Raw genomic sequence first — 13723 nt, 5'->3', positions numbered from 1 at the left:
CGCCCGCCCCGGGGGACGGGCGGACGGCTCTGCCTCAGAGGATGGCGATACCGAGGGGTCGGTTGCCTGCTTCCAGCCGGATCGGCTTGTTCTTCTCGTCGTTGTTCAGGTCGACGACGGTGATCCCGTTCCAATATCCGTCGCGGGTGAACCCGCCGGTGACGTACGCCGTACGGCCGTCCGCCGACACCGCCACGTCCTCGTGCGGCCCCTCCAGCGGCACGGTCCGCTCCTTGCCGCCGGGGGTGCGGACGGTGAGCGAGGGGTCCTCGTCGTCCGCGCCGATCGGGCCCGTGCCGACGACGAGGAGGGTGCCGTCGGGGGCGAGGGCCGCGCCGTGCTGGTGGGTGTTGGCGGTCATCCGCTCGACGGTCACCTCACCGGTACGCGGGTCGAGGACCGCGAGCCGCTCCCCCTCGAACGGCAGCAGCAGCCTGCCGTCCTGGGGGCGTACGACGGCGTAGTGCGGCTTCAGCCAGGAGCCGAGCCCGCCCTCGGTGCCGTACGGGGCGACCTCCATGCGCCGGGTCCGCAGGGTGTCCGCGTCGACCGCCGTCACGTCGAAGGAGTCGTGGTCGGTGGCGTACACCTCGCGGCCGTCCGGGGAGACGTCCACGTCGAAGGGGCGGCGGCCGACGCCGGCGACGCCTGTCACCTCGCGGGTCGCGGTGTCGATGACCTCCACCGTGCCGTTGCCGCCGGGCACGTTGACCCCGACGTAGACGTGCCGGCCGTCGGGGGCCAGGGCGATGCCCATGCCGCCGCCCCGGTACTCGCCGGTGGTGACGGGGCCGGTCTCCGTCTCGTACGGGACGGTCCCGAGCCGGGTCCGCCGCTGGGTGTCCACGACGGCGACACCTTCGGCGGTGGCGACCCAGGCGCGCCCGTCCTCGCCGACGACGAGGCCGTAGGGGGCGGTGCCGACCTCGACGGAGGCGATGGGGGCGCCGCCCTCCCCGGACCCGTCCCGGCCGGGGTCGACGAAGGTCACGGTGTCGCCGCCGAAGTCGGCCACGAGGAGGGTGCCTTGGGGGGTGCGGCCGGTGGCACCGGAGGAGGGCGGGGCGGAGGCGGTGGTTCCCGTTGCGTCCGGGGCGGTCTCGGTCGTGCCGGACACGCACCCGGCGAGCGCGGCGGCGGCGGTGAGCGCCAGCGTGAACCGGCGCGCACGGGAGACGCGAGGTGTGTGAGGTGTGCGAGGTGAACCAGGCGCACTCCGCGTACTCGGCGCACTCTCCGTAGAGGAAGGAGCCGCGGCGGAGACCGCCCGCGCCCCGCGCACGCCGGTCACGGTGCCGGTCACGCGGCGGCCCGCAGCAGCGCGGCGATCTCCGCGAACCCGCGCCGCTCGGCGTGGGCCAGGGCCGTGACGCCGTCCCCGTCAGGCAGCCCGGGAGACGCCCCGGCCGCGAGCAGCAGCTCCACGACCTCCTGGTGCGCCCGCCCGCCGTCGCCGAGGATCACCGCCTCCAGCAGGGCGGTCCAGCCGAGCCGGTTGACGTGGTCGACGTCGATGTCGGTGACGCGCAGCACCTCCCGTACGTACGCGACATGGTCGCGCTCGCTCGCCGGGATGAGGGAGACGCCGCCGAACCGGTTGCGCAGGGTCAGGTCCGGACCGGCCGGCAGCAGCACGTGCAGCATCGCGACGCTGCCGGTGACCCCGGTGACCAGCCACGGGCTGTCCTCACGCCGGTCCTGCGCGTCCGGATCGGCCCCGGCGGCCACGAGGAGCCGGGCCGCCTCGACATGGTCGCCGAGGGCGGCGAGGAGCAGCGGGGTGCGCAGCTCCTCGTCGCGGACGTCGACCCGGGCGCCGCCCTCGATCGCGGTGCGCACGCCGTCGGTGTCGCCGGTGCGTGCGGCGGTGAGCAGGTCGTGATCGAGGGCGTTCATGGGCCTCTCCGTTCTGTTCCGTTCCGTGCGTACGTGAGTGGACCGGCGGGTGACTACCGGGCGAGGGAGGCGACGCCCGCCTGGGCGAACTTCTCGTCCAGGTCGCCGCTCGGCGCGCCCGCCACGCCGATGCCCGCGACCGGGGCGCCCTTGACCTGCACCGGGGCGCCGCCCGCGAGGAACAGGGTGCCAGGGATGTCCTTCAGGTTGGGGGCCTGCTCCAGGCGCTTGGCCAGCTCGGAGGTGGGCGCGTTCCAGGAGACGGCGGTGTACGCCTTCTTGACCGCCGACTCCGGCGACTGCGGGCCGGCGCCGTCGCCGCGGAGGGTGACGATGGTGTTGCCGTTACGGTCGACGACGGCGACCGAGACGCGCTGGTTCTCCTTCTTCGCGGCGTCCAGCGTGGCCTGCGCGGCCTTGGTGGCGGCGGCCACGGTGAGGTGGGTGCTCTGCTGGAGGTTGCGGTTGTCCGTGTCGGCCTTGACCGCGGCGGCGGGGGCGGCGGCCGGGGCGGAGGCGCTCGCGGAGACGGCGCCGAAGGTTCCGGCCCCGAGGGCGGCGACGGCGACGGTACCGGTGAGGACGCGGGCCCGCAGCGACAGCTTCTTCATGGTGGCTCCTTGGATGTTTCCGGGGCTTGCCCGATGACTGCCCCGGCGTTTCGTTCTCTGCCATCGATCCTCCGGGCGGATCCGGCCCCGTACGGTCGACGTACCGGCTGCACCGGGCGCGCGGGACGGCTGACGCCCCTGTCGGCCGATCGGTTGATGCGGGGGTGGTCGGATGAGGCCACCATGGAGGGATCCGCGCAGGTCAACGAGGGAACGTGAGGTTCAGGGTGGAGCGCCGGACCGGTGTACGGGAGGCGGAGGCGGACGGTACGGCCACCGGCCCCGACCCCGACGCGCGCTGGCTCGCGCTCCTCATGCACGCGGCGTTCTTCCTGCTGCTGGGCGCCTCGCTGACCCGGTTCCTGATGCGGCACCCGGGCGAGGCCCGTACGCCGTGGATCATCGCGCTGTCGATCACGCTGGCGGTGCTGTATCTGCTCGGGCCCGTCCTCGGCTCGCGCCCCACCCCGCGCCGGCTCACCTGGCTCGGGGTGCTCGTCGCCGTCTGGATGGTGCTGGTCGTGCTCGCGCCGAGCTTCGCGTGGTGTGCGGTGCCGCTGTTCTACACCGGGCTGCGCATTCTGCCGCCACGCGCGGCGCTCGCGCTGGTGGCCCTGCTGACCGCGTTCGTGGTGGCCGCGCAACTGCGCCTGGCCACCGGGTTCGACCCGAACCTGGTGCTCGCCCCGCCGGCCGTGGCGGCCGTCGCCACCGCCGTATTCGTCCATATGCAGCGGCAGGCGGTACGCCAACGGGAACTGGCGGCCCGCCAGCGCGAGCTGATCGACGACCTGCTGCGCACCCGGCGCGAACTGGCCGCCACCGAGCGGCGCGAGGGCACCCTCGCGGAGCGCCAGCGGCTCTCCATGGAGATCCACGACACCCTCGCGCAGGGCCTGTCCAGCCAGCAGATGCTGCTCCAGGCCGCCGACCGCACGTGGGACGCCGACCCGGACGCCGCCCGCCGCCACGTCCGTACGGCCACCGGCATCGCGGAACGCAACCTCGCCGAGGCCCGCCGCTTCGTCCACGACCTGGCCCCGGCCGACCTGGCGGAGGGCGGCGGCCTGGAGGCGGCCCTGCACGCGCTGGCGGCCCGCGAGAGCGCCCAGGCGCAGGGGGCGCTCACCGTCCGCTGCCATGTGGAGGGCACCCCGCACGCCCCGCTGCCGGACCGGGTGCAGTCCGCCCTGCTGCGCATCGCCCAAGGGGCCCTCGCCAACGTACGGGAGCACGCGGGCGCGACCGCCGCCGGGCTGACCCTGACCCACCTGGACGACCGGGTGGTCCTGGACATCGGCGACAACGGCCGCGGCTTCACGCCGGAGCCCGGCGCCCCGCGCGCTACGCGCGCTACGGGCGCCGTACGCGGCCACGGGCTCCCCGCGATCCGGGCCCGCGTACACCAGCTCGGCGGCACGCTGACGATCGAGTCGGCGCCGGGCGAGGGCACGGTGCTCTCGGCCGAGATCCCGCTCGCGCCCACCGCCCTGACCACCCCGGAGGACCCCACATGACCGGCGAGGCAACCCCGTCCGCCCCCGCGCCCGCCCCCGTACGCATCCTGCTCTGCGACGACCACGTGGTGGTCCGCGCCGGCCTGCTGGCCCTCCTCGGCAGCGAACCGGACATCGAGGTCGTCGGCGAGGCGGGCAGCGGCGAGGAGGCCGTGGCACTCGCCGCCCGCCTCACCCCGGACGTCGTCCTCATGGACCTCCAGCTCGGCGAGGGCATCGACGGCGTGGAGGCCACCCGCCGCATCGCCGCCGGCGGCACGGTCCACGTCCTGGTGCTGACCACGTACGACACCGACGCCGACATCACCCGCGCCATCGAGGCCGGCGCCACCGGCTACCTGCTGAAGGCGGAACGCCCCGAGGAACTCTTCGCCGCCATCCGCTCCGCCGCCCAGGGCCGCACCACCCTCTCGGCCCCCGTCGCCACCCGGGTCATGGCCCGCATGCGGAGCCCCCGCCCCACCCTCACCGACCGCGAACGCGACATCCTGGCCCAGCTCTCCCAGGGCCTCGGCAACCGCGACATCGCCCGCGCCCTGTTCATCAGCGAGGCCACGGTCAAGACCCACCTGGGCCGCATCTACGACAAGCTCGGCGTCGACACCCGCGCGGGCGCGGTCTCGGTCGCGAAGGAGCAGCGGCTGCTGCCGTGAACCGGGCGGGGCCAGGCCCCGCCCGGCCCCGCCCCGCCGTCAGCTCTCGTCGAACACCGCGTCGGCGGTGGGCGCGGTGATGGCCCGCTCGAACCACACGTCGAGTACGGCTCGAGCGGTCTGATCTCCGTGAGCTCCGTGTCCATGAGCGACACCGCGACGGGCTCCGGAAAGGGGATGCCCAAGGCACGGAAGGCACTCGCGAATAAGCCCGGATGCTCCTGGAAGATCCGCTGATGAGCCTCATGAGGCGAACTGACCATATGTCGGAGGCCAGATGCCTTCGGCATATGCACCAGTCATATCCAGTTCACTTCACCCGATCGTGTCAGCCCCACCCCCGGGCATGACACCATCGATCCGTGCTCGACATCGGCTACTCCCTCTCCCGCCGCTTCCCCGACCCCCCGCAGACCGACTACCGCCGCGCGGACGTCCGCGCGCTGCGGCACGATCTGTTCTCCGGGGACGTCTACCTCGCGGACACCAAGGCGGACCGCGAGGTGTCCACAGCCTGGGGATGGGTTCCGGTGCTCGACTTCGCGTGGGCGCTGTGCGACATCGTCGAGCAGATCGACCAGGACCCCCGCGGCAACCGCTCGCACCGGCGGCAGTACGCGGAGCTGGACTTCACCGAGTCCTCGGACGTCATGATCTTCGAGCGGCGCTTCGGCTGGGTCGACGTCGAGGCGGACTGGATGCCCGGCGACGAGCCCCCGCTGACCTTCGGCCACTCGCTCCTGCGCCGCGAGGCCCGGGACTTCCTGCACGACCTGATCGCCGACCTCTCCGACATGCACGACGGACTCGCCGACAACCCGGTGATCTGGGACCTCCAGGCCCGCTTCCCCCGTCTCTGACCCGGGACCGGCTCCCTCACCCCTCCACCCGCACCCCGATCTGCGCCGCGAACGCCGGGGCCAGCTCCATCAGCTGCGCCGGGCTGATCACCGCACCCGCCAGCCGCTCCACACCCCGCGCGATGTCCAGCTCGGCCACCGTCCGCAGGTCCACGGACTCCATCCGCACCGCGCTGAAGTCGGCCCGCTTCAGCACACAGTCCCGGAACTCCACCCGCACCAGGTGCGCGTCGCCGAAATCGGGCTCGGAGAGCACGCAGCCCTCGAAGACCACGTCCTTCAGCCGGGCCCGGCGCAGATTCAGGTAGTCGATCTTCCCGCCGCGCACCACCACCCGCTCCAGCACCGCGCCGTGCAGCTGCACCCCGCCCAGCCGCGCGTCCACCACCTCCACGTCCCGCAGCGACGCCTCCGCGAGGTCGGTGCCCACGCCCCGTACGCCTGTCAGCACCGAGTCCATGAAGCGGGCCCGCGTCAGCTCCGTACGGTCCAGGGCGCAGCCGTCCAGCGCGCAGTCCATGAACCGCGCGCCCGGCCCCGACGCGTCCGCCAGGTCCGTCCCGTCGAACCGCACCCCGTCGTAGTCGCCGTCCGGCTCCAGGCCCTCGCCGTCGTACGGGACGAGCGGCGGGAGCCGCACGTCCGGGCGGCGCGCCGCCGCGATGGTGTCCTTCTTGCTCCTGGTCGGCCTGGTCGACCTGGTCGGCTTGGTCGAACTGGTCGACCGGGGCGTCCTGCTCGCGCTCGATGCCATGCCCCCATCGTGACGCACCCCACTGACAACGCCCCGGGTCCCCTGTCGGGCCACCCCGTGTCACGCGCCGCCGCCCCCGATCCGTCGCATCATCAAAGAGGCGAGAGAGGCGAAGGAGTTCCAGCCATGGAGCGCGTCCAGAGCACCACCCCCACCCACGTCCACGTCGTCGGCGGCGGCCTCGCCGGGCTCACCGCCGCCATCACCGCGGCCGAATCCGGCGCCCAGGTCACCCTGTACGAGGGCCACCGCACGCTCGGCGGCCGGGCCAGGACCGCCGACGGGCCGTACCGCACCAACGAGGGGCCGCACGCCCTCTACCGGGGCGGGCCCCACTGGGCCTGGCTGGCCCGGCGCGAGCTCCTCGGCCCCGTCGTCTCCGTACCGCCCCGCGAAGGCCTCCGCTTCCGCTTCCGGCGCGCGGGGGCGCTGCGCCGGGTCCCGCCCGTCGCCCTCCTGCGGCTCGCCCGGCGCGCCGCCCGTACGGCACCCGTGGATGCCGACTTCCGGAGCTGGGCCGCCGGCCAGGTCGGCGACGAGGGCGCCCGGGCCGCCGCGCACTTCGCCGCCACCGCGCTCTTCCACCACGACCCCGGCGCGCTCTCCGCCCGGTTCGTCCAGGAGCGCCTGCGCCGCCTCGCCTCCCTCCCGCCCGAGGCCCACTACCCGGCCGGCGGCTGGGCGCGGCTCGTCGACCGGATGGCCGGGCACGCCCGCCGCCTCGGGGTCGCCGTCGAGACGGGCGCCCGCGTCGACACCCGTACGCTCGGCGAGCTGGCCCGTACGGGACCGGTCGTCGTCGCCACCTCCCTCGACGCCGCCCGCGTCCTCCTCGACGACCCGTCCCTGACCTGGGAGAGCGGCCGCACCATCCTCGTGGACCTGGCCCTGCGTACCCGGCGCGGTGACGCGTTCGTCGTGTCGGACCTGGACGGACCCGGCTGGGTCGAACGGTTCACCGCCCAGGACCCCGGCCTCGCCCCGGCCGGGGAGCAGCTGCTCCAGGGCCAGTTCCCCATCGGGCCCGACGCCCGCCGGGCCGAGGGGACCGCCCGCGCCGAGGAGCTCCTCGACCTCGGCTTCCCCGGCTGGCGGCAGCGCACCACCTGGCGCACCGAGGCCCTCGCCGACGGCCGCACCGGCGCCGTCGACCGCCCCGGCACCACCTGGCGGGACCGGCCCTCCGTCATCCGCGGCGACGGGATCTTCCTGGCGGGCGACCAGGTCGCCGCTCCCGGGCTCCTCAGCGAGACCTCCTTCACCAGCGGGATCGAGGCCGCGCTGCTCGCCGTGAAGGCCGCCGGACGACGCTCCGGACCCGGCGACGGGCCCAGCGCCGAACCCGGCTCCGGACCCGGCTCCGGGCAGCCGACCACCCAGCCCTCCCCATCCAGGGGTTGACCTCAACCGAACCTGAGGTACGAGGCTGAGGGCGCAGCCCGCCCCGCCCGACCGCCCCGAGGGAGCCCACCATGCACGCCGTCCGCCTCCACACCTTCGGCCCCGCCGAGAACCTCACGTACGAGAAGACCGAGGACCCCGTACCCGGCCCCGGCCAGGTCCGCATCGCCGTCGAGGCGGCCGGCGTACACCTCCTGGACACCGCCCTGCGCGAGGGGCTCACCGGGCCCTACCCCGCCCCCGCCGAGCTCCCCACCATCCCCGGCCGCGAGGTCGCCGGGACCGTCGAGTCCGTGGGCGAGGGCACCGACCCCGGCTGGCTCGGCAAGCGCGTCGTCGCCCACATCGGCATGGCGCCGGGCGGGTACGCCGAACTCACCGTCACCGAGGCCGACAAGCTCCACGAGATCCCCGGCGAGCTGGGCGCGGCCGAAGCCGTCGCCATGATCGGCACCGGCCGCACCACCCTCGGCATCCTCGGCTTCACCGACCTCGGCCCCGGCTCCGTGGCCGTCGTCACCGCGGCGGCGGGCGGGATCGGGACCCTCCTCGTCCAGTACGCCAAGAACGCCGGGGCCACCGTGATCGCCCTGGCCGGCGGCCCCGCCAAGGTCGCCCGGGCCGAGGCGAACGGCGCCGACCTCGCCCTCGACTACACCCTCCCCGACTGGACCGACCGCGCCCGCGCCTTCCTCGACACCACCGGCCGGTGGGCCACCGTCGTCTACGACTCCGTCGGCGGGACCACCGCCCGCAGCGCGGTCGACCTGCTCGGCAAGGACGGGCAGCACATCGTCTACGGCTGGTCCGGCGAGGGCCTCCACGACGGGAAGCCCCTCACCTTCACCCCGGAGGAGCTGGCCGCACGCGCCATCACGTCCACCTCCGTCCTCGGGCCCCGGATGGTCGAGCGGGGCGGCGGCCTGCGCGCCCTGGAGACCCGCGCCCTCACCGAGGCGGCCGCCGGGCGGCTGCGCCCCGCGATCCAGCGCTACCCGCTCGCGGAAGCGGCCGCCGCCCACCGCGCCCTGGAGACGCGCGGCACGACCGGCAAGGTGGTGCTGGAGCCGTAACGCCGTACGCCGCCGGGCCTCAAGCCCCCAGCCGCCCGCCGTACGCCGCAGGGCCTCAGGCCCCCAGCCGCTCGCCCACCGCCCCCAGCCGCGCCAGCGCCCCGTCCGTCAGCCGGTACACCGTCCACTCGTCCTGCGGCCGCGCGCCCAGGGACTCGTAGAACGCGATGGACGGGGCGTTCCAGTTCAGCACCGACCACTCCAGCCGCTCGTACCCGCGCTCCCCACAGATCCGCGCCAGCTCCGCCAGAAGCGCCTTGCCGTGCCCGCCGCCGCGCCGGTCCGGGCGGACGTACAGGTCCTCCAGGTAGATGCCGTGCACCCCGCGCCAGGTGGAGAAGTTCAGGAACCACAGGGCGAAGCCGACCACCTCGCCGCCGCCCTCCTCGGCCGTCGCCACATGCGCGTACGCCGCGGGCCGCTCCCCGAACAGCGCCTCCCTCAGCTGGTCCTCGGAGGCGACGACCTCGTCGAGGGCCTTCTCGTACGCGGCGAGTTCACGCACCAGCGCGTGCAGGACGGGGACGTCATCAGGGACAGCGGTACGAATCATGGGGGCAGCCTAGACAGCCCCCCTCGGCGCGGCGCATGACCACCATGGTCACCCCACCCCCAGCAACCGCCGCGCGATCTCCGCATGGTCCGGGGCCAGTTCGCGCTCCCCGTCCCCGACCGCCCACACCGCGTTCTGGAGCACCCGCCCCAGCGTCCAGGCCCGCGCCCGCCCCCGGTCCCGCTCCATGCCCAGCGCCTCCGTCAGCGCGTCGAACCGCCACACCACCTCCCCGGCGTCGAACAGGTTGTCCAGCGCCGGGAACAGCTCGAACCCCGGGTCCCCCGCCAGCGGCTTGGGGTCGAGCGCCACCCACTCCCCCGCACGCCCCGCGTCCGCCCGCCCCGCCAGGATGTTGTCGTAGTGCAGGTCCCAGTGGAGCAACCGGTCCCCCGGCTCACCCGCCACCTCCCGCACCGCCGCCACGCAGTCCGCGAGCAGCCGCCGTTCCCCCTCGTCGGCCAGCCGCTCCACCACCCCCGGAGCCGCCGCCAGCATCCGCTCCACCGCATCGCCCAGCGTGCGCAGCCCCTCCGGCGCGGGCACCGCCGCCAGCCGGGCCAGCACCCCGCCGAGCACCGTCACCGCGCGCCGGGCATCGGCCACCTCCCCCACCAGACGGCTCCCCCCAGGAACACCCCCTCCCCCGGCCATCCCCGACAACGGCCGCCCCTCATCGAGCCGTTCCAGCAGCAGCGCCCCGGTCTCCGGGTCATGGCCGAGCACCCCCACCGCCCCGGCCCCCGCCGCACCCCACGCCCGCAGCGCGACCGGCTCGCCCGCCGTCTCCTCGTCCACCAGCTGGAGCTTCAGCGCGGCCGGCACCCCGTCCGCCTCCCGCACCACCGGCAGGACCAGCGCGCACATGCCGTACATCACGGCCCCGTCCCGCCGCAGCCCCCACTCCTCCAGGAACCGGGCGGCGAGGCCGGGCAGCGCGGCGACGAAGGCCCGCCCGGCCGCCCCGTTGTATGCGTACTGAGTGGCGATCAGCTCGTCCGGGATGTCAATCACGCCCTGGATCCTAGGGGCGTGCGTCAATCGGACCATGCCCCGAAAACGGCCGGGCCCCACCACCGAGGGCAACGGGAAACCCGCCGGCCTCCGCGCCGCCGTCGTACGCCACTGGATCGCCACCGCCCCCGGCACGTACATCTGGCTGACGGTCCTCTTCGTCACCACCGTCGTCCTGCACCGGATGTCCCCCGCCTTCGAGGACGAGTTCCTGCGGGACCGCTCCACCAACCTCCACGAGCTCTCGCAGAACCCCGTCCGTGTCCTGATCTCCAGCGCCTTCTGGATCGACGGCGGCCGCTGGCTCCCGTACGCCGTCCTGTTCACCGTCTTCCACGCCACCGCCGAACACTGGCTCGGCACCCTGCGCTGGCTCGCCGTCGCCACCGCCGCGCACGTCGTGGCCACGCTGGTCAGCGAAGGGGTCCTGGCCTGGGCCATCCGGCAGGACCACGCCCCGCAGTCCGCCGCCGACGCCCGGGACATCGGCGTCAGTTATGCCCTCGCCGGGGTGATCGCCGTCCTCACCTACCGCGTCCCGCGCCCCTGGCCGTACGTCTACGCCTTCGCCGTCCTCGTCTTCTACGGCATCCCCCTGCTCGCCGACGGCCGCACCTTCACCGACGTGGGCCACTTCACCGCCGTACTGACCGGCCTGGCCTGCTACCCCCTCACCCGCACCCGCCGGAAGACACAGAAGACGAAACACCCCGCCGCGCAGTAACGTCCCGCCACACATACGCTCGGCATCAACGGAGAACCGGCGCAGCGTCACACCGGACAGGGACCCAGGGGCATCATGAGCACCGTCAGCAACGCCAGTACCGTCAACGGCGGCATATCGTTCTGGTACGCGCAGGAGGGCACCCCGGCCCCCCGCGAACCCCTCCCGGGCGACGCGAGCGCCGACGTCTGCATCGTCGGCGGCGGCTACACCGGGCTCTGGACGGCGTACTACCTCAAGAAGGCCGTCCCCTTCCTCAACATCACCGTGCTGGAGGCCAAGTTCTGCGGTTACGGGGCCTCCGGCCGTAACGGCGGCTGGCTGTACAACGGCATCGCGGGCCGCGAACGGTACGCCAAGCTGCACGGCCACGACGCCGCCGTACGGCTCCAGAAGGCGATGAACGAAACCGTCGGCGAGGTCGTCCGGGTGGCCGCCGAGGAGAAGATCGAGGCCGACATCCACCAGGGCGGCGTCCTGGAGGTCGCCCACACCCCGGCGCAGCTCGCCCGCCTCAAGGACTTCCACAGCATCGAGATCGCGTTCGGGGAGACCGACCGGGTCCTGCGCGGCGCCCGCGAGACCGCCGAGCGCGTCCACGCCACCGGAGCCGTCGGCTCCACCTGGACCCCGCACGGCGCCCGCCTCCACCCCGCCAAGCTGGTCAAGGGCCTCGCGGACACCGTCGAGGCGCTCGGTGTCACGATCCACGAGTCGACCCCGGTCACCGAGATCAAGCCCAAGCACGCCGTCACCCCGTACGGCACGGTCCGCGCCCCCTACATCCTGCGCTGCACCGAGGGCTTCACGGCGGGTCTCAAGGGGCACAAGCGGACCTGGCTCCCGATGAACTCCTCCATGATCGCCACCGAGCCCCTCCCCGCCCGTATCTGGGACACCATCGGCTGGGAGGGCCGCGAGACCCTCGGCGACATGGCCCACGCCTACCTCTACGCCCAGCGCACCGCCGACGACCGCATCGCCATCGGCGGCCGCGGCTACCCCTACCGCTACGGCTCCGCCACCGACAACGACGGCCGCACCCAGCCCGCCACCATCGCCGCCCTGCGCGACCTGCTGGTCCGCCTCTTCCCCACCACGGCGGGCGTCCGCATCGACCACGCCTGGTCCGGCGTCCTCGGCGTCCCCCGCGACTGGTGCGCCACCGTCACCCTGGACCGCTCCACCGGGCTCGGCTGGGCGGGCGGGTACGTCGGCTCCGGCGTCGCCACCGCCAACCTCGCCGCCCGTACCCTGCGCGACCTGATCCAGCAGGACTCCGGCCAGGCGGGCCCCACCGACCTGACGACCCTCCCCTGGGTCAACCACAAGGTCCGCCGCTGGGAACCGGAACCCTTCCGCTGGCTCGGCGTCCACGGCCTGTACGCGGCCTACCGCGGCGCCGACCGCCGCGAGACGGTCTCACCGCGCCCCGGCACCGACCCGATCGCGAAGGCGGCGGACCGCATCTCGGGCCGCCACTGACCACTAAGAGGATTCCTCCTCGGCCACCAGCACCCCCACCTTGTCGATCCGGTGCTCGGGATTGCCGAGGCCGTCCCGCCAGAAGTTCCCGGCCGCGTCGTCCTCGGGCGTCGCACAGGTGGAGATCGTGATCATCGCCCGGGTCGGCTCGGCACCGGGCCGCCCCGGCACCTCGGCCCGCTGCTCGGCGAGCGAACGCTCACTGCGGAAGGACGTCTGCCGGGTCGCGGTGATCTCGTACGTGTACCGGGTGCCGTCCTCCACCACGTACACCGGATCGCCCTTGCCGAGATCCGGCAGATCCCGCAGCACCCCTCCGGCGCTCAGCCGGTGCGCGGTGACGAGGTAGTTGCCGACATCTCCCGGCCCGACCCCGCCCTTCTCGCCGTACGGGCTGGAGGCCACGCCCCGGTCCTGGATCCGGCTGCCGGGGACGTCGTCGGTGGTCCCCTCGTACGGCACGACATCCAGCTCCTCGACGCCGATGGCGGGGATCGCGAGGACGGCGGTCCCGGTACGGGGTTCGGTGCGGTCGGCGGGAGCGGCGGAGACGGCGGAGACGAAGCCGGTCGTCAGCAGAACGGCGGCACCGGCACAGGCCAGCACCCTGGGCAGCGTACGGCGTGTACGAAGACGACGACGGCGGCAGCGGCGGCTCATGAGCATCCATCCCCATCCATCCCTGGCCGGGCGCGGCACTTCCAGTAGACCAGGACGGGCTCAGTCGCGCGGCCAGGGCCGTCCGTCGAGACGCTCGATGGAGAGGTTCAGGCGGCTGAGCGAGGCGGCGAGCTGCTCGGCCTCCTCGGGCGTCCAGTCGGCCATGACCTTCGCCAGGCCCGCCACGTTCCGCTCGCGGTCGCTGTCGAGCCGGCGCGCGCCCTCGTCGGTGATGGCGAACTTACGGGCGATGCCCCCGTCGGGGTCCGGGATGCGCTCGACGACACCGGCGCGGAGCATCGCGGCGGTCTGCCGGTTGAGGGTGGAGGCGTCCAGGCCGAAGGCCTCGCTGAGCTGGCTGATGGACATGGGGCCTTCCACCTCGATCCGGCTGAGCAGGACGTAGGCGCTGCGGTCGAGCCGCCACTCCACACGCGGGGTGAGCAGGTGCATGTACCGGCCGAGCAGCATGGTCTCGCGTTCGATCCGGTCGAGGGGCATGTCCACGCGTACAGGTATATC

15 protein-coding genes are annotated in these 13723 nt (G+C 74.0%); 7 read left to right on the top strand and 8 right to left on the bottom strand.

What is annotated here, in order from left to right; genetic code table 11:
* Positions 1 to 34: 34 nt before the first annotated feature.
* The 3 genes from IF17_RS0117105 to IF17_RS0117095 form a co-directional block, all read right to left on the bottom strand.
* Positions 35 to 1153, bottom strand: coding sequence for a YncE family protein (locus IF17_RS0117105; protein ID WP_051884049.1), 1119 nt, complete (start codon positions 1151 to 1153; stop codon positions 35 to 37).
* Positions 1154 to 1299: 146 nt separating this feature from the next.
* Entirely contained in the window at positions 1300 to 1896 is a 597-nt protein-coding gene (locus IF17_RS0117100) for an ankyrin repeat domain-containing protein (protein WP_030566817.1), read from the bottom strand.
* A gap of 53 nt (positions 1897 to 1949) precedes the next feature.
* Positions 1950 to 2507 (bottom strand): GlcG/HbpS family heme-binding protein, encoded by a 558-nt coding sequence (locus IF17_RS0117095; RefSeq protein ID WP_030566814.1) that lies wholly within the window; start codon positions 2505 to 2507, stop codon positions 1950 to 1952.
* A 227-nt stretch (positions 2508 to 2734) separates the two neighbouring features.
* Here IF17_RS0117095 and IF17_RS0117090 point away from each other — a divergent pair, with 227 nt between their 5' ends.
* The 3 genes from IF17_RS0117090 (at position 2735) to IF17_RS0117080 (ending at position 5537) form a co-directional block, all read left to right on the top strand.
* A complete protein-coding gene (locus IF17_RS0117090) occupies positions 2735 to 4024 on the top strand; it encodes a sensor histidine kinase (protein ID WP_030566812.1) in 1290 nt (429 codons plus the stop codon).
* Positions 4021 to 4677, top strand: coding sequence for a response regulator (locus tag IF17_RS0117085; protein ID WP_030566810.1), 657 nt, complete (start codon positions 4021 to 4023; stop codon positions 4675 to 4677). The genes IF17_RS0117090 and IF17_RS0117085 overlap by 4 nt, the downstream gene beginning before the upstream one ends.
* A gap of 362 nt (positions 4678 to 5039) precedes the next feature.
* Complete coding sequence (locus IF17_RS0117080; protein ID WP_030566808.1) at positions 5040 to 5537, top strand: hypothetical protein; 498 nt, start codon at positions 5040 to 5042, stop codon at positions 5535 to 5537.
* A 16-nt stretch (positions 5538 to 5553) separates the two neighbouring features.
* Here the strand turns inward: IF17_RS0117080 and IF17_RS0117075 are convergent, their stop codons facing one another.
* Entirely contained in the window at positions 5554 to 6291 is a 738-nt protein-coding gene (locus tag IF17_RS0117075; RefSeq protein ID WP_203611674.1) for a pentapeptide repeat-containing protein, read from the bottom strand.
* A gap of 9 nt (positions 6292 to 6300) precedes the next feature.
* Between IF17_RS0117075 and IF17_RS0117070 the strand changes: the two genes are divergently transcribed.
* Together IF17_RS0117070 and IF17_RS0117065 are read left to right on the top strand one after the other, a co-directional pair.
* On the top strand, positions 6301 to 7692 hold the full coding sequence (locus IF17_RS0117070) for an FAD-dependent oxidoreductase (protein WP_425315171.1): 1392 nt from the start codon (positions 6301 to 6303) through the stop codon (positions 7690 to 7692).
* A gap of 71 nt (positions 7693 to 7763) precedes the next feature.
* The gene (locus tag IF17_RS0117065; protein ID WP_030566805.1) at positions 7764 to 8765 is read left to right on the top strand and encodes a zinc-binding dehydrogenase; all 1002 of its coding nucleotides are present in this window, start codon (positions 7764 to 7766) and stop codon (positions 8763 to 8765) included.
* A 55-nt stretch (positions 8766 to 8820) separates the two neighbouring features.
* Here IF17_RS0117065 and IF17_RS0117060 read toward each other — a convergent pair whose 3' ends face one another.
* Both IF17_RS0117060 and IF17_RS0117055 read right to left on the bottom strand, forming a co-directional pair.
* Positions 8821 to 9318, bottom strand: coding sequence for a GNAT family N-acetyltransferase (locus tag IF17_RS0117060; protein ID WP_030566804.1), 498 nt, complete (start codon positions 9316 to 9318; stop codon positions 8821 to 8823).
* Positions 9319 to 9366: 48 nt separating this feature from the next.
* The gene (locus tag IF17_RS0117055) at positions 9367 to 10332 is read right to left on the bottom strand and encodes an aminoglycoside phosphotransferase family protein (protein ID WP_030566803.1); all 966 of its coding nucleotides are present in this window, start codon (positions 10330 to 10332) and stop codon (positions 9367 to 9369) included.
* Positions 10333 to 10366: 34 nt separating this feature from the next.
* On the opposite strand from IF17_RS0117055, the gene IF17_RS0117050 reads away from it, so the two are divergent.
* Together IF17_RS0117050 and IF17_RS0117045 are read left to right on the top strand one after the other, a co-directional pair.
* Positions 10367 to 11056 (top strand): rhomboid-like protein, encoded by a 690-nt coding sequence (locus IF17_RS0117050; protein ID WP_030566801.1) that lies wholly within the window; start codon positions 10367 to 10369, stop codon positions 11054 to 11056.
* A 75-nt stretch (positions 11057 to 11131) separates the two neighbouring features.
* Positions 11132 to 12541, top strand: coding sequence for an NAD(P)/FAD-dependent oxidoreductase (locus tag IF17_RS0117045; protein ID WP_030566799.1), 1410 nt, complete (start codon positions 11132 to 11134; stop codon positions 12539 to 12541).
* A 3-nt stretch (positions 12542 to 12544) separates the two neighbouring features.
* Here the strand turns inward: IF17_RS0117045 and IF17_RS0117040 are convergent, their stop codons facing one another.
* Positions 12545 to 13201, bottom strand: coding sequence for a class E sortase (locus IF17_RS0117040; protein ID WP_032772106.1), 657 nt, complete (start codon positions 13199 to 13201; stop codon positions 12545 to 12547).
* A gap of 60 nt (positions 13202 to 13261) precedes the next feature.
* Positions 13262 to 13708, bottom strand: coding sequence for a MarR family winged helix-turn-helix transcriptional regulator (locus IF17_RS0117035; RefSeq protein WP_030566795.1), 447 nt, complete (start codon positions 13706 to 13708; stop codon positions 13262 to 13264).
* Between the last annotated feature and the right edge of the window lie 15 nt (positions 13709 to 13723).

This window comes from Streptomyces cyaneofuscatus (assembly GCF_000718135.1).
GTDB lineage: Bacteria > Actinomycetota > Actinomycetes > Streptomycetales > Streptomycetaceae > Streptomyces > Streptomyces cyaneofuscatus.
This window is presented reverse-complemented; position numbering and strand designations above follow the sequence as displayed.

Bases quoted from the DNA above. Each gene is read 5' to 3' on its own strand.
- IF17_RS0117065 (WP_030566805.1), top strand. From the start codon at position 7,764: ATGCACGCCGTCCGCCTCCACACCTTCGGCCCCGCCGAGAACCTCACG.
- IF17_RS0117075 (WP_203611674.1), bottom strand. From the start codon at position 6,291: ATGGCATCGAGCGCGAGCAGGACGCCCCGGTCGACCAGTTCGACCAAG.
- IF17_RS0117040 (WP_032772106.1), bottom strand. From the start codon at position 13,201: ATGAGCCGCCGCTGCCGCCGTCGTCGTCTTCGTACACGCCGTACGCTG.
- IF17_RS0117050 (WP_030566801.1), top strand. From the start codon at position 10,367: ATGCCCCGAAAACGGCCGGGCCCCACCACCGAGGGCAACGGGAAACCC.
- IF17_RS0117060 (WP_030566804.1), bottom strand. From the start codon at position 9,318: ATGATTCGTACCGCTGTCCCTGATGACGTCCCCGTCCTGCACGCGCTG.
- IF17_RS0117095 (WP_030566814.1), bottom strand. From the start codon at position 2,507: ATGAAGAAGCTGTCGCTGCGGGCCCGCGTCCTCACCGGTACCGTCGCC.
- IF17_RS0117045 (WP_030566799.1), top strand. From the start codon at position 11,132: ATGAGCACCGTCAGCAACGCCAGTACCGTCAACGGCGGCATATCGTTC.
- IF17_RS0117100 (WP_030566817.1), bottom strand. From the start codon at position 1,896: ATGAACGCCCTCGATCACGACCTGCTCACCGCCGCACGCACCGGCGAC.
- IF17_RS0117085 (WP_030566810.1), top strand. From the start codon at position 4,021: ATGACCGGCGAGGCAACCCCGTCCGCCCCCGCGCCCGCCCCCGTACGC.